Here is a 20,741-nt window from a genome sequence, read left to right as displayed (position 1 = left end):
TAAAATTGAGTAAGTCAACCAGCATTTTACCAATTAATTAAACAATATGATCGCCATACTATACTTTATTTGATGGTTTTGGAGATTTCGCTATAACTTCTGAATGCAAATTATCAGATTATACGATATGCCTGAGAAAGATTTTATGGACAACCTAAACCGGGTCGACTGGAAAGCCTGGAAAAAATCCAACTGAGAGTCTGGCTGTAGTGGGTATAAAACTTAAGCCCGAAATTACTCTTCAATTGGTAGAGAATGAAAAGGAAGCCATGTCAGTGCCGGATTCAGTATTAGCATTGATTGCCCAAAAAGCTCCAGGCAATAACAAGTTAAATCTTAGGGATTTGTCTGAAATAGCAGGCGGAAGAGGTGAAGCAGCAGGAATATCTCCCACTTCTCGATATGCATCTCTTTATCGCCCCTTAGTTTAGCCGGATGGAAATAAAACTTGAATCGAGAGGCGATACATCCAGGTTTGTATAAATTGAAGTGGTAAAAACATTTATCGTGGAGTCACTTATAGCCAAGTGGGAAATTATAATTAAAGAACAACTATAATCTCCCCCAGCTATTATACAATCTGCTTATTTTACGGCGACTTCTTTCCACCAACTGGTTTTAGTATCTGCAACCCAATCAGCATTTCTTAAATTTTTAACAAATAAAGCAGTTTCTTCGGGGCTAGAATGCTTAGAATCAAGTTTTATACACCAGTCCCAGTCTCCTGAGGTAGACCAAAGACTTTGAACACCATTCATCCTTGCTATGGAAGAAGAATCTGACCAAGCATTTTTAGTTTTTAAGAAAACAACACTATTCCATGAGTTCATTGCATATTCCTTAATTTTAATCAATTATATCATTTCGCTTTGAACAAGTGTTCATCGCGTTATATAACCTTAGACTAAGGATTAGCGGATTTCAATTCTTAATAAAGAATAATTTTGCGGGCGTTTTAGAGTACATTATAAATTGAATTGTCAACAGGCTCTGATCATCAAGCCAGGGCAAGAACACCCATTTTGGGTAGACTGTTATATTGTTATATTATACTAATTTGCTCATGTTTGTGTCATTCCCACAGAAAGGACTGCTCTATCCTATAAGATAGATTCTCTCCTGCGCAGGAAGGATACAAATATCCCAATATAGTCAAAGTATGATTCCTCCTTTCTAATCAAGCCCTAATTTTTTTAATCTATAACGTAATGTCCTGAAACTAACACCCAATAATCGTGCAGCAGCGGTTCTGTTCCATTTTGTTTTTTCAAGAGCATCAAGAATTATCTCTTTTTCCTGATCCAACAAATATCCTGTGAGGTTGGCTGATGGAGCAGGAGTGACAGTAGTATGCGTAGTATGAGAACTAGGCAAATGCAAGTCACCTGGGTTAATGACATCTCCCTCACACATAGCCAATGCACGCTCAAGAATATTCTCCAATTCTCTGACATTTCCTGGAAAATGGTAGTTACTTAGAATTTCAAAACAAGCCGGATTTATTCTGACTTGAGGTCTATTTTGATTTTTACATAGTTTTTTTAATATTGCTTCAGAGAGACAAGGAATATCGGAAAGTCTTTCTATTAAAGTTGGAACACGCAATTCAATCACATTAACACGATAGTACAAATCTTGACGGAACCCCCCTGCATTAATCTCGTCCAGCAAATTTTTATGACTTGCACTTAAAATACGCACATCAACGGGAATTTCATACAATTCGCCTATTGGTTTAATCGCTTTTTCCTGAATGGCACGCAACAACTTAACCTGCATAGCAAGAGGGAGTTCGGCAATTTCATCAAGAAACAAAGTTCCGCCGTGAGCAGCGACAAATAACCCTGTTTTGTCAGAAATTGCGCCAGTAAAGCTCCCCTTTTTATGGCCAAAAAACTCTGACTCCATCAACTCACCGGGTATAGCACCGCAATTGACGGGAATAAAAGGTTTGTCTTTTCTGGGGCCATTAGCATGGATCAACTGAGCAACAAGCTCTTTTCCAACCCCGGAATCCCCTTGAATAAAGACTGGTGCCTGACTTCGGGCTAATTTATGGATGCTATCGCGAAGGTGTTTCATTACCTTGCTCTCGCCAACTAATAGTCCTTCATCAGGTATCTCAGTAGTTGAATTTTGCATAGATAACGCCGTCTTGACAAGATCTCTGAGCATCTTTAAGTCAACAGGTTTAGAAACATAATCAAATGCACCAGCTTTTAAAGTATTTACAGCACCCTCGACATTTCCATACGCAGTAATTACAGCGACGGGCAATTGTGGTTTGTATTTTTGAATAAATTTAACAATTTCTATGCCATCCCCATCAGGTAAACGCATATCAGTTAAAACCAGAGAATAATAATGTTGTTTTATGTATTCTATACCGCTCCTAAAATCAGGGACTGCATCACAGCTTAACCCCATGCGCGACAAAGTAAGAGTTAATAACTCTCTGATGTCTGGTTCATCGTCTATAATAAGCACTTTGCTTTTGTTCATATTAAAAGCTCATCCGATGGATTAACAGTGATTGCAAAACAACATCCCTTGTTTGATTTTACCAAATTTAGTCTGGCTTGATTAATTTCGCATAAATCCCGGGCAATAAACAGCCCCATCCCAGTCCCGCTTCTCAAGGTAGTAAAGAAGGGTTCAAATATGTTATCTCTATGCTCTGGAGGTATCCCTGGCCCTGAATCACCTACTGTCAACGTTATTTTATTCAAAGAAGATTTAGCAGCAATTACTATATTCACATTACCTTCCGGATCTCGCCCATGCTGAATAGCATTTTCACACAAAATAACCAAAATCTGTTCTAACTGACTTTTATCAAAAACAACAGATAACTGCTTATTTTTAGGTAACTTTATCATAAGATCACAATGCTTACTGTGAGAAAAATCTTGCTTAAATCGCTCTAAAAATGTTGCAAGATCATTAACCTGTGGTTGAGATTGTTGACGTCTTGAGAGTTGTAATACATTTTTAATCACTGTATTCATTCGCTCACAATTATTAATTATTAATTGCTTTAAGCGGGCATTCTCTTCATCCAAATGCTCATTATCACCAAATAACTGAACAGCATGAGCAATTGCTCCTAAAGGATTACGTAATTCATGAGCTATACTCGCTGAAAAGCGTCCCAATGCTGCTAATTTAAGTTGTTGTGCCTGCTGAGCAATATAAGTCATATCTTCCAAAATAATGAGTACCTCAGGTTTATTTGCAACAGACGTAGAAAAAAAATGCACTCTCAGATAGGGGTCTTCAATAATTGTTTGAGCAAGACGCTCATTCTGCTTGGTTTTTGACAGAAAACCATCAAATTTTGTTACAAGCAAATCTGATAATTGGTTTAAATTTTGAATTGAATGATGTTTACTCAAATTAAAAAATTGACGAGTTGCAGAATTCATTAACTTAATCTGTTTACCTTCATCAACATAAATAATACCTGAATGCAGTCGTTCAACAATGTATTCATTAAGTTTTTGCATTCCAGCGAGCTCATAACTACGATGTCTGGCCAGATTCTCAGACATTCTAACCCAATTAGACAAATACCATGCCGTTATGGCCGTAGCAAAAAAACCAGCCCCATAGATACCACTATAAAAGAAAGTACTTAAATCTTTTTGATTATAAATAAAAAATTGCAATGCATTACCGCATAACAACAAACAACTGGCTAATGAAGCAAAATAGATGGCTAATCGACCCGGTACTAAAATACTCAAAGCCGCGATAGTGACATTTAATAAAATTCCATATCCGGATTGTAAATTCCCTATGATGCTTAACATGCTGGAAACAGCTATGACGTCAATTGTTCCCGATAAAAACACCTGCTTATCGAAACTTAATATTCGTTTATACCAAAAATAAAGAAAAATCAAAGCGAAAACCAAGTAGCCGGATGCTATGCAGAAAAACAATAAAGGATAGAGTTTATCGTTATAGCTGAAATAATATATACCTAAAAATAGAAAAATACTTACTATCCTGTAGGTATTGTATACCAACAATATTCGCCATTGTCTTACCTCTGGATTTTTGATTTGGCGAGCAGTAGGCATTTTTTACTAATCCATTAGATTATTCAGCTTACTTTAATTATATAACCAGACTTGGCTATTTTACACAACTCATGTATTGTCGTACCCACCTTAATATTTCCATAACTTATTTTCATTCCATATCGTAAGAGCGTCTTGAGAACCACTATCTTTCGCTTTCCCAATCCAGTATTTTGCCTTAGTCAAGTCTTTGTTGACACCTATACCATCAAGATACATCATACCCAAATTAATTTGAGCTAAATCCAATTCCTGCTCTGCTGCTTTTTGGTACCAATACAAAGCTTTTTTAAAGTCTCTTTTAGTCCCTTCGCCACGAATATACATGACAGCCAAATTATTTTGCGCCAAATCCAGGCCTTGTTCAGCAGCTTTTTTGTACCATTGAATAGCTTGCCTGTTATCTTTCTTGACACCCAAGCCCTTCATGTACATGATGGCCAGATTATGCTGCGCCAAAGGCAACCCCTGATCTGCTGCTTTGTGATACCAGGATACTGCTTCGTGAAAATTAACTGGCAAGCCCTGTCCTTTCATATACATTAAACCGATGTTATTTTGTGCTTCGGCAAATCCCTGATTTGCCGCCTTTTTAAACCATGAATAGGCTTTTTTGTAATCTTGCAGGTCACCATCATTGGAATACAAAACACCTAAATTATTTTGAGCCAAGACAAACCCATTCTCTGCTGCTTTTTCATACCAATAGATGGCCTTTTTCATATCTTTTTCCGTACCAACGCCTTGTTCATAAATATAACCAAGATTATTTTGTGCTTTTGTCCCACCTTGCGAAGCCGCTTTTTCATACCAATAAATGGCTTTCTTACTGTCTTGAATTGAGGGGTCACCAGTCATATACAAAACACCAAGATTAGTTTGAGCAATCAGTGAGCCTTCATTGGCAGCTCTGGTATACCAACTAATGGCTGCTTTTAAATCTCTTGGAATATCTTCCCCTCGTTCATAAAGCACACCAAGGTTATTTTGAGCATCGAGATCCCCTTGTTCTGCTGCTTTGCTATACCAATGAATTGCTTTCTTGATATCTTTCGGAATGCCATTACCATACATATACATAACCGCAAGATTATATTGCCCATCGGAATTTCCACCTTCAGCAGCCTTCTCGTACCAAAGAAAAGCTTGTTTAAGGTCTTTTTCAACACCCAAACCATTTTCATATAAAATACCAATATTATTTTGACCAATTGCCAAGCCTTGCTCGGCAGCCTTTTTGAACCAATGCATAGCTTGTTTACTATTTTGAGGTACACCTTCTCCCTTAAGATACAAAACCCCAAGATTGTTCTGCGCTTCAGGTTGTCCTTGCTCTGCGGCTTTCTGATACCAATAAGCTGCTTTTTTTAGATCTTTTTTTATACCATCGCCCTTTTCATATTGTAGTCCCAACTCAAACTGAGCTTGAGCATCACCCTGTTCAGCTTTATCTTGTAAATTGAACTGTTTTTGAGAACTACGATAAGTATCAAAATCCAGGGCTGATAAAGGAGAAGTCAGAAGTAATATGGACAGTCCAATACCAACTAATTGTTTCATCATACCTCCCTGCAATCATTGTTCAATTATAGCACAAACAATGGGTGGTAACGTTGGTAATGGTAGTTGAAGACAACACTTTTTCAGGATACTGCTGAGCAGACAGTATGTAGCCCTTATTAGGTGAAACCGTAATAGATATTATGGACTCATCCGCATTACGCTTCGCTAATAAGGTCTACGATACAAAATCATTTATGAAAATGATAAATAGTCAATGAATTGACTTAATAAGTAAAATGAAGTGCTGAGTCCTCATCAGACTCTATAGTTTTTTCCATATCGAAACCAAAAGATTTAGCCCATTCCATTGTTTCATCAATCAGTTTCACACAATCTGATTGCACATCATAACGACCTGAAAGTCTTGGCCTGTATTGAGAAAAATCGTTATAGATTGAGCTTAAAGTAGAGATCAAGTAATCATTAACATAGTCTTGATCCTCAAACATTGAAGACTGACGTCTTAAATTGGCAACAATATTTTTTGCTGCGTGTGTATAGTTCGAAAGCAACTGATAATAATTTGGTTGTTGTTCACTAAAAAAGCCCTTGGCACCAAATAATTGTCTTATTTGAACATCAGCAGGAACCGCGAATTTATTCCACATCACATTATAGCGTTCTTCCAATCGAGAGTCTTTAAATTTCATATTGATTCACCATACTTAAAAATATGGCATATAATACTGATGATTCCTTATGGGAAGATTAAGAACCACCTAATTTAACCATTACTCTTCTTGGTCCCCAATGACCAACTTTTCCCTTAAACACTCCGGCTATCTTGGTTTGGCAATTTGAGCAATGTCCTGTATCATCCAAACGATAATCCAATATTTGATACCAATCCCTTACAATGACCGGTAGCTTACAATTAGGACAATAGGTACTGCTTCCGACTGTATCATGAACATTTCCTGTATAAACATAATGCAAACCGGCCTTAAGAGCTATTTCTCTTGCCCTTTGCAATGTCATAAATGGTGTTGATGGTTTGTCCATCATTTTCCAATCAGGGTGAAATGCTGAGAAATGCAAAGGAACATCAGGCCCAAGGTGAGTCATAATCCATTCAGACATACCCTCCAATTCAGCATCAGAATCATTTTCTTCAGGAATTACTAAATTAGTAATTTCAAACCATACCTTGGTTTCCTTTTTTAAATAAACTAAAGTATCCAAAACCGGTTGTAAATGCGAACCGGTAATTTTGTAATAAAAATCCTCACTGAAGGACTTTAAATCAATATTGGCAGCATCCATATAAGAATACAGTTCTTTACGTGGCTCCGGGTTAATATATCCTGCAGATACCGCTACAGAATTAATACCAAGCTTATGACATTCCTTAGCAACATCAATAGCGTATTCCATAAAAATCACTGGATCGTTATAAGTGTAAGCCACACTTAGGCAGTTTAAGCTTTGCGCAGCCCTTGCAATATCCTCAGGCATGGCAGCGTCTGCCAATGTATCGATATCTCTTGATTTACTGATATCCCAATTCTGACAAAACTTACAGGCCAGATTACACCCTGCAGTTCCAAAGGATAAAACAGGACTCCCGGGCAAAAAGTGGTTCAATGGTTTTTTTTCAATAGGGTCTATGCAATAACCACTTGAACGCCCATAGGTAGTTAATTTTATTTGATTATCCAGATTGGCACGAACAAAACACAATCCTCTCTGGCCTTCACGCAATTTGCAATTACGGGGACATACATCGCATTGAATACGTCCATCATCTAACGTATGCCAATATTTTGTTGGAATAGTATCAAACATCAAATAGCTCCTAATCAACACTTGGTCTATATTTATAAGTATAGTATCTGCAGTTGTTCGGGAGTGTTGTTGTGAGCGTTCGCCAACCTGCTGTAGCAGGTTATTTTTACCCGCAGGATCCCTTAATTTTAAAGAAAACAGTACAAGATTTATTGGATCAGGCTACAGTTCATAAGCCTATTCCAAAAGCAATATTGGTTCCACATGCTGGTTATGTCTATTCTGGAGCTATAGCAGCTTCTGCATACGCTTCGCTGCGTGATAAAAAGGATTCCATCACCAAAATCGTACTATTAGGCCCTGCACATAGATTATACTTCAAAGGTATCGCTTATGATCCTGTCGATAAATTTTCTACACCTTTAGGAGAGATTGAGCAAGATAAAGAGTTATTAACTCAAATTTCAGACTTACCCTATGTCTATTCTCTGCCTGAGGCTCATCAGAACGAACATTGCCTGGAGGTGCAACTCCCTTTCTGTCAAATGATATTCCGCAAATTTAAAATACTTCCCCTGGTCATTGGGGAAACAAATCCCAATGATGTAGCTCAACTACTAGAGAAAATATGGGGAAGTGATGATACCCTTATAGTTATCAGTTCTGATTTAAGTCATTATCTTCCTTATAATGTAGCCCAAAGAGAAGACCAAAAGACGTGTATTTCTATAGATACACTAAATTGTGAAGAAATACATCATGATGCTGCTTGTGGTTATTTTCCATTACGTGGTTTTTTATATTTTGCCCGCCAAAATCACGTTTATGGCCGTTTACTGGATTTACGTAACTCCGGAGACACTGCTGGCGATAAAGAGAGAGTAGTAGGTTATGCAGCCTATCATTTTTACCAAAAACTTAATTTTTCAGATCATTGTGCTGATGAATTAAAATATATAGCGAAGGAAACAATACGGTTGCAGACAGAAGAAAATAAGGCATTAGCCATTGATTATAAGGATTATAATCAATTGTTACAGGTACGTATCCCTACCTTTATCACTCTAAAAAAGAATGGATTACTGAGAGGTTGTATGGGAAGCCTGATAGCTAAAGAACAATTGGCTGAAAATGTTATTTACAATTCAATACGGGCAGCTATTGCTGATCCCCGCTTCCCTAAAATAAAGCCATCTGAACTCAACGAGTTATCTCTTGCAATTTCATTAATTAGCCCATTAAGCCCGCTGTGTTTTAATAACGAAGACGAACTTAAATCACAATTGCAAATCGGCATAGATGGTCTGGTATTAGCTTATGGTCCGTATCAAGCTACCTTTTTACCCTCAGTTTGGGACTCACTTAAAACGAAGGACGAATTTATGAATCACTTAAAATTAAAAATGGGACTGACAGAGACTTTTTGGTCTTCAGAAATGAGGGCATTGCGCTATACAACAGAAATTATAGAATAAGTTGAAAAATTAAGCCTCGTGGGTTCGAACAGTATCCAGTAAAAACCTTTACTTTTAATTCAAAATATCCGTAGAAATGTATTCCATATCCACCACACTCGTTATTTACTCTGTCTATATATTTATTCTATACATTGCTATCAAATCAGATAACAAATTAGCAATTTTTCCAAAAACCCTCTATTAAGCATATTTTATGCTAATTTTAAAGTATAGGAATTTTACCAACTTATCCTGAATAATATGGATTCTGAGGTATAAAAAATGGATAATTCATTTGTATTTAATGAAACCACCTTAAAGCGTGTACCTCAATTTTTAGTATTAATTATTATCTTGTTATTAGGACTTCCTTATATAGGATTAAACTGGGGCTTGGATTTTAGTAATTTGGCAATCACGCTAAATCATGGTAATGAAATAGGTTCCCAACTGATTGAGTCTCAAATTCGGGGTTACTTTAGACAAACTCTTTTACAATGGTCTGGATTTTCTCTCGCAGCAGTAACTGTCTTATTAGCATTCACCCAATATCGATTGAGTAATGATAGAATCGCTTTAATCATAGGCCTGGCAATATTATTTTCTGGCTCAGTTGAAGCACTTCATACTTTGATCATTGATGGTTTGGCATTGGATTTTGTTGAAAAAAACAACCTTGATGCTTTAATTTGGGTTTTTTCAAATAGCATCAGCGGATTGATCTTGATTATCGGACTCACTCTTCTGGTGCATACCAGTGATGACAAATCGGTCAGTTTACGAACCTTTATCCTGCTTACCACTTTTCTAGTATTATCCGCTGTTATGGTTATTTATTACGCAGCAGGAGTCATTGAACTCCCAGATATGTGGTATGTGGACTCTTATCTATCCAGGCCTTTTGAACTGATATCTGTCTTTATTTACCTCATACTAATGATTATTGTTTACCCTAAAACTTATGCATCATTCCCAAGCATATTGTCTGATAGTATATTCTACATGTCGGCAACCCAAGTGGTGTTGTCTATATACATCATGTTATTATCAAATACTCCTTATGACAGTGCTTATAATATTGCCTATTTTCTCAAAGTAGTTGTTTATTTTATTCCTTGCACCTGTTTCGTCATAAACTATGTATTTTCTTACTCAGCCGTTTTACAAGCACAGAAGAAAATAAAAGTAAAACAAGAAGAGTTGAAATATTTAGCATCTCATGATTCCTTGACTGGCCTATTCAATCGCAGGGAATTCGAGGAAATACTTGATAAATCCATTGCTAACGCTGAGAGGAACAATTCATCACTGGCTTTGTTACTTATTGATTTGGATAATTTTAAAATCACGAATGACACCTTTGGCCACTTTCATGGTGATGAACTTTTAAAGCAATTTTCTCACCGTTTAGTTTTATTGGTTCGAAAAGGTGATCTTTTATCCAGGGTTGGTGGTGATGAATTTACTTTGATCGCTTTAAATACAAAATCTCCTTCCAGTGCCCGTCACTTGTCCGAACGAATTTTAAATGAATTAAACACTCCCTATACTATTAATGGAAAATTAATCACTGTAACGGTCAGTATTGGAATATCAATTTTCCCAGGTGATGGAAACACAACAGAAGAGTTATTAAGAAAAGCAGACTTGGCACTGTACAAAGCAAAAAACTCTGGCAAAAATACTTATCAATTTTATACAGAACAACTTGGATATCTCCAACATCGAGAATCCGAATTGGAGTCTCATTTACGAAAAGCCCTTCAGTATGATGAACTTCAACTTTATTACCAACCTAAATTTAATCTAACCAATATGGAAATTATTGGTGCTGAAATTCTGTTGCGATGGAATAATGAAGCATTGGGTGATGTGTGCCCGGAAGAATTTATCCCTATTGCTGAAAGCACGGGATTAATCGCTGAATTAGGGCAATGGGTACTCCAAAAAGCAAGTGCACAAATAATGCACTGGTCAAGTCAATATAACAAGATGCTTTCATTTTCAATTAATATCTCACCGGTTCAATTAACTAAACATCATTTTCTTGGCATTCTTGAAAAAATACTCAAAGAATATCAATATCCTCCCGAGTATCTGGAACTTGAAATTACTGAAAATATTTTAATGGGTGATCAAATTCAGGTTTCCAAAGTACTTAATGATATTTCGTCATTAGGAATAAAACTGTCACTGGATGATTTTGGCAAAGGATATTCTTCTCTGAACCGACTAAACACCCTCCCCATAGACGCTTTAAAAATTGATAAAAGCTTTATATCCGATATACATAATGAACATGAAAAAGTAGTTATCATAGATATTATTATCAAATTAGCTAACGAATTGGGAATGAGCATTGTTGCTGAAGGTATCGAAACGATACCTCAGTTAAAATATCTGATATCAAGAAAATGTCATTTTGGTCAGGGTTTTCTTCTAAGTAAACCCTTAACAGCAGATGAATTCTCATCTATTGCTTATACCAAGTTCGGAAAAACCAAATCAAATATAAAAGTAATATCATTAATCAACAATAACAGACTTTAATTAGAACCATGTACTGGATCTTTGGGAGTGAAGTTCTTGTAAATGCTATGCATCCCCGCTTTCCCTGAGGACATTTATATCGAATTCACATTAATTAATCACGAAAATTTTCATACTGCAAAGGCAATTCAATATTTGATTTTTTTAGTAAAGCAATGGTTTCCTGAAGATCATCACGCTTTTTTCCAGTCACTCTCACTTTATCCCCCTGGATAGAAGTTTGGACCTTGGCTTTAGTGTCTTTTATATACTTCACTATCTCTTTAGCAGTAGGTTGGTCGATGCCTTGTTTAAAAGTCATGGTAAGAGTATAGAATTTTCCACTGTGCACAGGTTCATCTTCTATGTCGACTCCTGATGTACTGAGGTTACGTTTTGAGCAATGATTCCGGAATAAATCCTCAAGTTGCCTCACTTGAAAATCAGATTCAGAACGCAAAGTAACTGTCAGTTCTTTAAGTTCAATAGTGGCCTCAACTCCTCGAAAATCAAATCTGGTACTTACTTCACGCACTGCATTATCTACTGCATTACGCAAATCCACTTCATTCATTTTAGAAACAATATCAAAAGAAGGCATAACCAATCCGTTAAAATTAAAATTGTAATTTATCAAAAAATAAGAACAGGTGAAAGAAAAGGGGGTTCCAATTTCTTTATTGAATGAATTAAAAGTGTTTTAAAATAAATCAATTGATTAACTATTGCATAATACCCCAAACAATGCTATCAAATTAATTGGAAGAAAAATTACCCAGTTGGTTACAGATATTATTAATCGGCAGCAAAAAAGGCTATTGCTAATCTAGTGTTCATCTGGAATTACCTTAAGTTTTTTTTTGCTTTCTCAAGGAGTGAGAAGTATGGGAAAGGAAAAGATGGATTTTGAAGCTTCATATATACCGCTTCCTAAAAAAGGACGTTTTTGGATTCATTCTGAAAATTGCTATACGGAAGAAGAGTTAAACTTAAGAGAGTGGATTTTAAAAATTCGTTCCAACTCCGGGATTCATCCGGATTATCTTAATAATCCAAGCTCTTGGTTTGCGAGCGACGACCAAGCATTGGTTAATCTTTATGAACATTCCTGGTTTTATTCAAATGCCTACAAACCAAGACATGTATTAAGCCGTGATGATTTCCACGTTCAACCCATTGATAATCAACGCCTCCAATGGCCTCAGCTTTATGACCTAATGCAAAAAGTAGGTGACTATCTTTTATTAAGAAATAGTGAGTTACCTTCGGAGCATTTAAACCAACCTATGAATTTTGTCCTTCTTGATGTCAATAACATCTTAAAAGGGCTAAGTCAAAACAACAATATACAACAAGTGAAAGATCAGCTTGAATTCGTCACCCGTTATCTGCGTACCATCGAAAAAAATATTTCGCCTCTGGTTGGCTCGGACCGTCTATTTTTAGCCAATTTTCGCAGAGCAGTCGATACTAAAATTCATCCGCATCTGGACCACATGCTGGAAACTCAACTGCTAAGAGACAAATTGGGAGAACTATCAAAAGACATCAGAAAACTATCCAGTGAACGGAATAGAATTTTGCATTATGCCTTGAATGCCAATCAGGTAAATCCTCACTCTTACGAATTTGAACTGGATAAAATCAGTGACTCTGCCTCTTATCCAACACAGGCTGCTAAACACTGTGCCCAAAAATCCAATGAGTTGGTTGCAGATCCTCTTCCAATTCTCCATTTGACTAAAGAGCAATTAAGTGATTGCCCTCATTTCAAATTAATCTCTATGAAGGACGAAATCCTTGATCATTATGCCAAAGCCGTTTCCGATCTTAACGAACTGGAACGATTTCAGAAAGTCATCCAGGAAATCATGGATCTGTTGGGTCAGGCTGGAGAGGTCTATACTGTTCATCAATTTAAAAATCAAATGCAATCCTTGCTGACACAAATTGATGGCTTTATTGATGCCTCATCAGAACATATTGAAGAAATAATCGATGCGAACACCCAGGCATACCATAAAGCAATACAAGAAGAACAAAATTTATCTTTCTGGAAAAATTGGCTAACCAATGAAAAAGAGAAATTAAAGATTTTTATTAAAAATCAGGACACACTTGCTCAATTTCCTTCTAGTTCTTCCGAACTCAAAAAAACAAATAACGCTTTAAAAAGTCGGGTTAATGAAGTCGTTACCCATTTAAATCAACCCAAATTAAAAGAAACGTCCTTCGAAGCAATTGCTGGACAGACTCAAGCACTTAATAAGCTCATGTGGTCAATGCATGATTGGATGAAAATCCAACATAAATTAAAAGGGCTCCCCCTTCCCCGACCACCCGAGCCATTCAAGATAATGCCACCCCCTGTACCAACAGTTGATATATTCACTTCTGTTCCACCTCCCCCAGAAGCTTATAAACCACTATTCGCTGCCCTTCCTGGCAATACAACGGTTACTTGTGGATCTGACAATAATGAATGTTCAATCAATTCCAATTCATCCACACAAAATTCTTTAGGCTATTTAGGATTAATCGCACTAATACCTATTGGTGTCATAGCATTATATCTAATTATTCAATGGATGAATAAAAATGAAGCTCAAGCACCAGTATCTGGCACAGAAGAAGAGTTCGATAGAATTAAAGAAAAAATTGAAGATTTATTAGCCGACATTAAAGGTTATGAGCATTCTGAAGAGGTTGATCTTTCAGATGACTATTATTTCATTGTGCAAGATTATGAGGATTTAATAAAAAAAGCGAAATCAAACTTTTATAACGTAGAAGCATTACAAGACTTATATAATGAATTAGTGGACTTTCATGAAGAGCTTTACAGTTCCAATAAGGAATCACTAACTTTTTAAAATTACAAATAACTCTATTTTGATTATTGAATTTGACATTGACCCTCGGCAATCTTGAAGGTCAAAAATTTCATGCTGAATTATATTTTATATAAAAAATCACACTCAGTTGAAGATAAGAATCCATTTAATTTTGTCAATTTACTATCTACAATCAAAGGAACCTTCTCTGTACCAGGGTTATTTTTCAGAGGCAGCCAAGGATTATCAATGACAATATCCGAAGAAATCATATGGGTAGCAACATATCTAAAAAATCCCCCCATTTGATTTCTTTTCACAGCATTAATATGAGTTGATGATCTTTTCCTTTCAACCATATCTCTTTCTTCTTTTCTCGTATAATTGTCATTTATTTGATTTGACTGTAAATAAATTTTAAGTTTTTCCGTTTGCTTTCGTAAAGAGGACGAATACTCTCCAGCGAAAATACCTTCAACAATAATGACATCGGCAGGATCAACCTGCACCTCTCCACTCTCCACCCTATCGCTAATTCTTATATCATAAGTAGGTCTTGCTATAGATTTTCCGGCCTCTAAATCTTGCAAATGCTTTTGAATCAAAGATTGCTCTAACGCTTCAGGAACGTCATAATTTTTCGGCTTGCCGGGCTCTAACATACTCTTGGGTAGATAATAATGATCTAAATTCAAGACTGTGACAGTTAAATGTTGGGCCTCTGCTATTAATTTAATTTCTTCTGAAACAGTAGTTTTCCCTGTTCCGGTTCCTCCAATAACAAAGATAAATTTGGGCACGTTGATTTCTCTTGCGAACAAAAAAAAAGCATTATAATAACTGAAAAACAAATTACAATAGAATACGCACATTCTGTTCATCATATCCATTTATAATTAACAACCATCTAAAACAATTGGGACAAATTCCGGATAAAAATAATGTACTCAAAAGCCCACAAAATAAGCGGTTTTAAAAATTGTGGATAAAATAAAATCATTATTAAAAATAATGACTTAAAAAAAACCATTTATTTAAATAACTTGTTGATAATAAATGATTATTGTTTAAAATGACTCAAGTATAGACTAATTAGGTTATCCACAAAATCTGTGCATATCTTTGTGAATAGCTTGTAAAAGTTCTAGTAAAATCAGCATCAAATACCAGTGATTTTTTACTTACCAACCTGGTAAGAGTTCAGAAATTGAGAATGCAGCAAATTGATTATAAACTCCTCACATCGACGTAATTGCTCTACCTCAACATATTCATTGGCTCTATGGGCCTGCTCGATACTGCCTGGACCACATACAATTGTTGGAATTTCAGCCTGTTGAAATAACCCTGCTTCTGTAGCATACGCCACTTTCATCAGCTTATCACTGCTACAAACAGTTTGTGCCGCCTTCACAAGTGGATCTGTAACAGGTGTATCTAATCCAGGAGCTTTTGCTATCGTGTCAAGGTTAATATTAGAATCAGGATGATCGTCGTGCATATTGGGTACAAGTTGTTCCTTAACATAAGACATGATTTTCTGGTCCAACTCCTCAGAACCATCTGCGGACAGATTTCTAAATTCAAAAACAAACTCACACAGACTTGGGATAGTATTATAAGCATTACCCCCTCTGATCAGATTGGTAGTCAGTGTTGTATAAGGAACATCATAAGAAAAATCCCGATTTCCCTCTTTTTTGAATTCATTAGCCATACCTCGAAGATAACTAATAAAATTTGCAGCATGTTCAATCGCATTGCACCCATGATTTGTTAATGAAGAGTGAGCGGCAACACCATGGATTTGGCAACGATAAGAATATTTGCCTTTATGGCCAACAACAGGTTGCATTAATGTTGGTTCACCAACTATGCAAGCACGAGGTTGATAATTAAGTTCCAATATTTTATCAATAAGAGAAGGTACACCAAGGCAACCAATTTCCTCATCATAAGAAAATGCAAAATGTACTGGAAAATCAAGATTCATTTCTTTTAATCGAGGAATTAATGCCATCACAACAGCAATAAATCCCTTCATATCACAGGCACCGCGACCATACACTTTGTCATTTTTGAGAGCGGCTTGAAAAGGATCACTATCCCAAATTTGACCATCAACAGGCACGACATCTGTATGGCCAGACAGAATTACCCCACCCTCCAAACACCCCTGTTTTCCTGGTAAAGTGGCCAATAAATTAGCTTTCTGCTTTTTATTGTCATGAATTAAGAGCGGATTGACTTTGAACTCATTTAACCCATTCGCCAAATATTCAATCAGTGATAAATTAGAGTTTCGTGAAGTAGTATCAAAAGAAATAAGTTGATATAGCCAATCTAGAGTCGTCATATTAATACCTTTTAAATTGCAGCAAGATGTTCTGGTTGGTTCTCAAATGGCTCTTTCTCATCCTGATAGGAAAGAACGCCTAGAAAACTGATAGAGACTGTCGTCATTAAATAATAAGTAAAAACCATAGGACTTTTAGTATATTCGATCAATGCAGTGATAATGAATGGAGCAAAGCCACCAAACAACATGACTGCCGAATTATAACTAACTGCTAAACAAGTGGAACGTATGGATTTTGGAAATAATGAGCTCACAGTATACGTCAAGACCCCAAAATAGGCACCTATACATAAACCCAAAATACTTTCAACTGAAATAAGAATGCCTAAACCAGGGTGTTGGTTAAGTAAGGAAAGCAAGGGATAAATTAATCCAAGATAAATAGCCAAAGAACATAACATAACTATTTTTTGACCTATTCTATCCGAGAGTGCGCCAAAAACAGGAATGGTGAGAATACTGACCAGAATCCCGATCATTGGGCCTAAATACGCCTCTGTTAATGATAAACCCAAATATAATTTACTATAGGTAGGCATATAGCTGAATAAGGTATAAATCGAACCAGTGCATCCTGCTACCAGGCTGAAGGCAATTAACAAGGAACGTTTTTGTTGCTTGATTAAAGAGACTAATTTTCCTGACTCCTTTTGTTCTTTCTTCCAAATGAATTCACGTTGCAATCGACGTCTTAAAATCCATCCTAAAGGTAGAATCAACAAACCGAAGGCAAAAGGTATTCTCCAGGCAAATTGGTATAAGGTTTCATTGGAGCAATAGATTGTTAAAATAAAGCACGCTGAAGAACCTATTAATATTGCCAAAAGCTGGCCAACCATTTGTAAGGACGTGTAAAACCCCTTTTTATCGTGAGGGGATAAAGTAACTAACAAAGTGCTGGATATACCAAACTCACCTCCAGTGGCAAAACCTTGCAGCAAGCGTGCTAATACAATTACGAGAGTGGCTAACAAACCCATTGTGGCAAAGGATGGAGTAAAGGTAATTAACAGGGTTGCGGCGGCCATTAAGTAAAAAACCAGCATTAATGCTTTATGATGTCCATGTTTATCTGCCCAGATCCCTAAAAAAATCCCCCCTATAGGTCTTACTACTAATGCTACTCCAGAACTGGCCATAGTAGCCAATAGAGAAGTAATACGGTGATGACTTGGAAAAAAGGCTTGGGCAATAAAGAGCAACATGAAGTTATAAATCATAAAATCATACCATTCCATTGCATTACCGATACATATTGCACCTAAAGTCCTAAAAGAAGTATTCGATGTAGTCATGTTTCCTTACTAAGGCAAATTACAACAGACGCAAATACTAGAGTAATATAAAAAAAATTACTACGATTTCTCAAGAATCTGACTGAATCACTAATTTTGCTGGTAATTCCCTATTAACTGATTTAAATTATTGACGTTTTAAACCTAATAATAAACATGGAATGAGTTACTAAATCATGAAAAAATTTATCCTGTTCCCTTTAATTTCAGCCCTATCCAGTTCTTTTGTCCATGCCGGTGGTATGGGTGACTCTAATTCTTGTTGTTCTACTTTTGCATCACTTGAAGGTGGTTATACAAAGAATTCAATTGACGGATATAATTTCACTATAGTCGGTTCAAACAACACCCTTACCTCAACTGAAGATGAACAAGGTTATACTGTTCGACTTGCTGTGGGTGTACTAAGCATGATAGATGATCTATATGGATTCACTGGTGAAGTAGGTTGGGGTTATTACGGTAAAACCACCATCAATCCAAGTGTTGCTGGAGCTTTGGGCCAAATCCCTGCTGCCTTAAACATTGAACATACCTTAAGTGGATTTGATGCCCTACTAGGTATTAGCTATATTCAAAACTACTTTACTTTGTCTGCAAAAGCAGGAGCACTCATTCAGAATATGCAAACAAGTTCTACTGCCTATTTCACTCCTCAGGTTTTTCCAATAGTAGATAGTTTTTCACTTAAAACCAATAGAACTGCTGTCTTACCGACAATCAAACTGGGGGCAGCTTATAACTTTGACTCCAATTGGTCTCTCACTGTCTCTTACTTAGGTGCTTTCGGAGCAAGCCCAGGGGTATCAGGTGTCTTTAATCCTAATACATTAAGATCCACTTTAAGTATTGACGATCAAAACTCCATGATGAATGCGATTTTGTTTGGAGTCCAATACACTGCTTAATTGATATTCCTTTTGACCTATTTATCTTGAGTAAGGTCATGGTGTTTGCAAAAGTACATAAAGCCTTCGAACGCTTTTGAAATCCTGTAAAACACCCTGACCTCAATATGATCCACCTGGAATCCAATAAGCTACCCAAAAACGATTCTTTCAAGCGCATGTGAAAGAAACTTCAAATTTTCTGTATCGCTACCCTAATGCTCATAAAGGTATTTCGTGTACTGCTTTATAGACAATTAGAAATTCAAATTCTATATCTCTTTACTTACTCTGAACCAGGTCAAAGAATTAGCATAATTTTTTGTTAATCATTAAAAGCCATGAAACAATCATAAGGAGAACCAAAACTTGACCATTATAGGTCATTATTGGTAAAATCTGTCTATTTTAAAGTCTACATCGATCTTTTTTAAGGTAAATTCATTATGCCCTACAACTACAGCAGTATTTTTGATGGACCTAAAATTATTACGAAAAAAGATCTCTGTGAGATTTTAAACCTGGATACCTCAAGACCTAATTTATTATTTAGTCCACAGGAAATCAAAGCCGCATATAAAAAAAGAGCCATACGATTTCATCCTGATAAACAATCTCAATTCGATAAACCAATCCCTGAAAAAATATGTAACATGCTAATGAATGACATTACAAAGGCAAGGGATCATTTACTTAATGGAGACGATAATATTCCTGGGAAGGCTTTTCAGGATGCCAACAATTTTGTTACTGGAGACTTTGCGGATATTGCTATCTCTACTTTAAATGCCCTCAAAAATGGTACTTCAAATCTCCCGGAATTAGTCGGTTGGTTACACTTATTTAGTAGTGAATGGTTAATGATGATATTTCTCTCTACCTATTCTGATAACCAATTAAATTTTCGCTATATTAATATATTATCCGAACCATTATCGGCTATTAGACCCTATCTTAAAAATATCGATAGCAGTTCAGTCATCCATTTATTACGCCAGATGAAAGAGGGGCTTCAAAGTACGGATGAAACCAATATTGATAAAGCGATTAGCGAATTAATTGATTTGTTTCCTAATCTCATCAGCGATGAAAAAAAACGCAGTGACTTGATTCTGGCAATTAAAGAGTCCTCAAAGGAATTGAAAAACACACTGACAGATGAGTTTATTAATCAAATAGAATACATTTTAAAATTTTGGCCAAATCTGATAGCAACGATACCTTCCTGGAAACATATAGCAAAAGTCTATTTTATTTCACTACTGTTTACGGCAACGAGTTTGCCCAAATTTTTTAATGCAGTTAAAGTTATTTCAGAAATCATTATTCAACAAAAAGGGATATTACCTTTCGTAGCTCTGGCGTTGCCATTACTATTAACAACAGCCATTATATTGCCGATTAATATCGCTCTTCAGCTTTCTATTCAATTAGCCTGGTTAGCTTTAAAAGCAGCGATTCAAATGATTGCCAATGGATTACAAATTGTATTTGCATCAGTCAATTTACTTAATCTACTTTTCTCAGAAAGTAATAAATCGTATACCCATGATTTATTTTCGCTGTTTGAAGGAAATTTTAATTTATTTATCAGATTAACTACTAATAGCGTACTGGAAACATTGAATGCAGTTATTTTTATCCTTTCAAACTATAGCCCTCTTACGGATACCATTACCGAAATTAATGAGATCTTTGATAAAATGCTAAACAGCATTCGTCCAGAAAAAGAACTTAGTCAAAATAATGAGTCTAATTTGGAAAAAGCATTAGTGGTATGGGAAAATAAAGACGAACCGCAAAATAAACCACAAGTAGAATTTCAAGATTCAACACAAAACCTGGGGTTTTTTGCAAATGCTCCCCTATCTAACACCAAGGACGTTTGGTTAGATAGTTTATTAGAAAACATCCATCCTAAAGAAATGCAAGAACAAACTGTTACCCCCTGACAGGTATTATCCCCAAAAAAATGTACCTACTATTTAATGTGAGTTCGATATCAAT

Annotated in this window: 16 protein-coding genes; 6 read left to right on the top strand and 10 right to left on the bottom strand. The window is 36.1% G+C overall.

Annotated elements, in window-relative coordinates; genetic code table 11:
* Positions 1-209 precede the first annotated feature (209 nt).
* Positions 210-431, top strand: coding sequence for a hypothetical protein (locus ACZ5EK_RS06305; protein ID WP_464431971.1), 222 nt, complete (start codon positions 210-212; stop codon positions 429-431).
* A gap of 153 nt (positions 432-584) precedes the next feature.
* On the opposite strand, the gene ACZ5EK_RS06300 is transcribed toward ACZ5EK_RS06305, so the two are convergent.
* The 6 genes from ACZ5EK_RS06300 to amrS all read right to left on the bottom strand — a co-directional run bounded on the left by ACZ5EK_RS06300 (position 585) and on the right by amrS (position 7,433).
* Positions 585-830, bottom strand: a complete 246-nt coding sequence (locus ACZ5EK_RS06300) for a hypothetical protein (RefSeq protein ID WP_464427160.1) — start codon at positions 828-830, stop codon at positions 585-587.
* 343 nt (positions 831-1,173) lie between these two features.
* A complete protein-coding gene (locus tag ACZ5EK_RS06295; RefSeq protein WP_464431969.1) occupies positions 1,174-2,502 on the bottom strand; it encodes a sigma-54-dependent transcriptional regulator in 1,329 nt (442 codons plus the stop codon).
* Complete coding sequence (locus tag ACZ5EK_RS06290; RefSeq protein WP_464431967.1) at positions 2,499-4,085, bottom strand: sensor histidine kinase; 1,587 nt, start codon at positions 4,083-4,085, stop codon at positions 2,499-2,501. Before ACZ5EK_RS06290 ends, ACZ5EK_RS06295 begins: the two co-directional genes overlap by 4 nt.
* 90 nt (positions 4,086-4,175) lie before the next feature.
* Complete coding sequence (locus tag ACZ5EK_RS06285; RefSeq protein WP_464431965.1) at positions 4,176-5,660, bottom strand: SEL1-like repeat protein; 1,485 nt, start codon at positions 5,658-5,660, stop codon at positions 4,176-4,178.
* A gap of 212 nt (positions 5,661-5,872) precedes the next feature.
* Positions 5,873-6,298 carry a lpg1171 family Dot/Icm T4SS effector gene (locus ACZ5EK_RS06280; protein WP_464431963.1) on the bottom strand — a complete coding sequence of 142 codons (426 nt, stop codon included), beginning with the start codon at positions 6,296-6,298 and terminating at the stop codon, positions 5,873-5,875.
* 58 nt (positions 6,299-6,356) lie between these two features.
* A complete protein-coding gene (gene amrS, locus ACZ5EK_RS06275) occupies positions 6,357-7,433 on the bottom strand; it encodes an AmmeMemoRadiSam system radical SAM enzyme (RefSeq protein ID WP_464431961.1) in 1,077 nt (358 codons plus the stop codon).
* Positions 7,434-7,504: 71 nt separating this feature from the next.
* On the opposite strand from amrS, the gene amrB reads away from it, so the two are divergent.
* Together amrB and ACZ5EK_RS06265 are read left to right on the top strand one after the other, a co-directional pair.
* On the top strand, positions 7,505-8,848 hold the full coding sequence (amrB, locus tag ACZ5EK_RS06270; protein ID WP_464431959.1) for an AmmeMemoRadiSam system protein B: 1,344 nt from the start codon (positions 7,505-7,507) through the stop codon (positions 8,846-8,848).
* 264 nt (positions 8,849-9,112) lie between these two features.
* Entirely contained in the window at positions 9,113-11,380 is a 2,268-nt protein-coding gene (locus ACZ5EK_RS06265; RefSeq protein ID WP_464431958.1) for a putative bifunctional diguanylate cyclase/phosphodiesterase, read from the top strand.
* Positions 11,381-11,474: 94 nt separating this feature from the next.
* Here ACZ5EK_RS06265 and ACZ5EK_RS06260 read toward each other — a convergent pair whose 3' ends face one another.
* A complete protein-coding gene (locus ACZ5EK_RS06260) occupies positions 11,475-11,960 on the bottom strand; it encodes a YajQ family cyclic di-GMP-binding protein (protein WP_464431956.1) in 486 nt (161 codons plus the stop codon).
* A gap of 259 nt (positions 11,961-12,219) precedes the next feature.
* On the opposite strand from ACZ5EK_RS06260, the gene ACZ5EK_RS06255 reads away from it, so the two are divergent.
* Positions 12,220-14,232, top strand: coding sequence for a hypothetical protein (locus tag ACZ5EK_RS06255; RefSeq protein WP_464431954.1), 2,013 nt, complete (start codon positions 12,220-12,222; stop codon positions 14,230-14,232).
* 80 nt (positions 14,233-14,312) lie between these two features.
* Here ACZ5EK_RS06255 and ACZ5EK_RS06250 read toward each other — a convergent pair whose 3' ends face one another.
* From ACZ5EK_RS06250 to ACZ5EK_RS06240, 3 genes are all read right to left on the bottom strand, one after another.
* Positions 14,313-14,993, bottom strand: coding sequence for a nucleoside/nucleotide kinase family protein (locus tag ACZ5EK_RS06250; protein ID WP_464431952.1), 681 nt, complete (start codon positions 14,991-14,993; stop codon positions 14,313-14,315).
* Positions 14,994-15,370: 377 nt separating this feature from the next.
* Entirely contained in the window at positions 15,371-16,549 is a 1,179-nt protein-coding gene (gene argE, locus ACZ5EK_RS06245; RefSeq protein ID WP_464431950.1) for an acetylornithine deacetylase, read from the bottom strand.
* A gap of 11 nt (positions 16,550-16,560) precedes the next feature.
* Complete coding sequence (locus ACZ5EK_RS06240; protein WP_464431948.1) at positions 16,561-17,847, bottom strand: MFS transporter; 1,287 nt, start codon at positions 17,845-17,847, stop codon at positions 16,561-16,563.
* A 176-nt stretch (positions 17,848-18,023) separates the two neighbouring features.
* Between ACZ5EK_RS06240 and ACZ5EK_RS06235 the strand changes: the two genes are divergently transcribed.
* Both ACZ5EK_RS06235 and ACZ5EK_RS06230 read left to right on the top strand, forming a co-directional pair.
* The gene (locus ACZ5EK_RS06235) at positions 18,024-18,755 is read left to right on the top strand and encodes a hypothetical protein (protein ID WP_464431946.1); all 732 of its coding nucleotides are present in this window, start codon (positions 18,024-18,026) and stop codon (positions 18,753-18,755) included.
* A 425-nt stretch (positions 18,756-19,180) separates the two neighbouring features.
* Entirely contained in the window at positions 19,181-20,686 is a 1,506-nt protein-coding gene (locus ACZ5EK_RS06230) for a J domain-containing protein (protein WP_464431944.1), read from the top strand.
* Positions 20,687-20,741 lie beyond the last annotated feature (55 nt).

This window comes from Legionella sp. JM-2024, from assembly GCF_055389095.1.
This window is presented reverse-complemented; position numbering and strand designations above follow the sequence as displayed.

Bases quoted from the DNA above. Each gene is read 5' to 3' on its own strand.
- ACZ5EK_RS06300 (WP_464427160.1), bottom strand. From the start codon at position 830: ATGAACTCATGGAATAGTGTTGTTTTCTTAAAAACTAAAAATGCTTGG.
- ACZ5EK_RS06295 (WP_464431969.1), bottom strand. From the start codon at position 2,502: ATGAACAAAAGCAAAGTGCTTATTATAGACGATGAACCAGACATCAGA.
- ACZ5EK_RS06290 (WP_464431967.1), bottom strand. From the start codon at position 4,085: ATGCCTACTGCTCGCCAAATCAAAAATCCAGAGGTAAGACAATGGCGA.
- ACZ5EK_RS06280 (WP_464431963.1), bottom strand. From the start codon at position 6,298: ATGAAATTTAAAGACTCTCGATTGGAAGAACGCTATAATGTGATGTGG.
- amrS (WP_464431961.1), bottom strand. From the start codon at position 7,433: ATGTTTGATACTATTCCAACAAAATATTGGCATACGTTAGATGATGGA.
- ACZ5EK_RS06265 (WP_464431958.1), top strand. From the start codon at position 9,113: ATGGATAATTCATTTGTATTTAATGAAACCACCTTAAAGCGTGTACCT.
- ACZ5EK_RS06260 (WP_464431956.1), bottom strand. From the start codon at position 11,960: ATGCCTTCTTTTGATATTGTTTCTAAAATGAATGAAGTGGATTTGCGT.
- argE (WP_464431950.1), bottom strand. From the start codon at position 16,549: ATGACGACTCTAGATTGGCTATATCAACTTATTTCTTTTGATACTACT.
- ACZ5EK_RS06240 (WP_464431948.1), bottom strand. From the start codon at position 17,847: ATGACTACATCGAATACTTCTTTTAGGACTTTAGGTGCAATATGTATC.
- ACZ5EK_RS06235 (WP_464431946.1), top strand. From the start codon at position 18,024: ATGAAAAAATTTATCCTGTTCCCTTTAATTTCAGCCCTATCCAGTTCT.
- ACZ5EK_RS06230 (WP_464431944.1), top strand. From the start codon at position 19,181: ATGCCCTACAACTACAGCAGTATTTTTGATGGACCTAAAATTATTACG.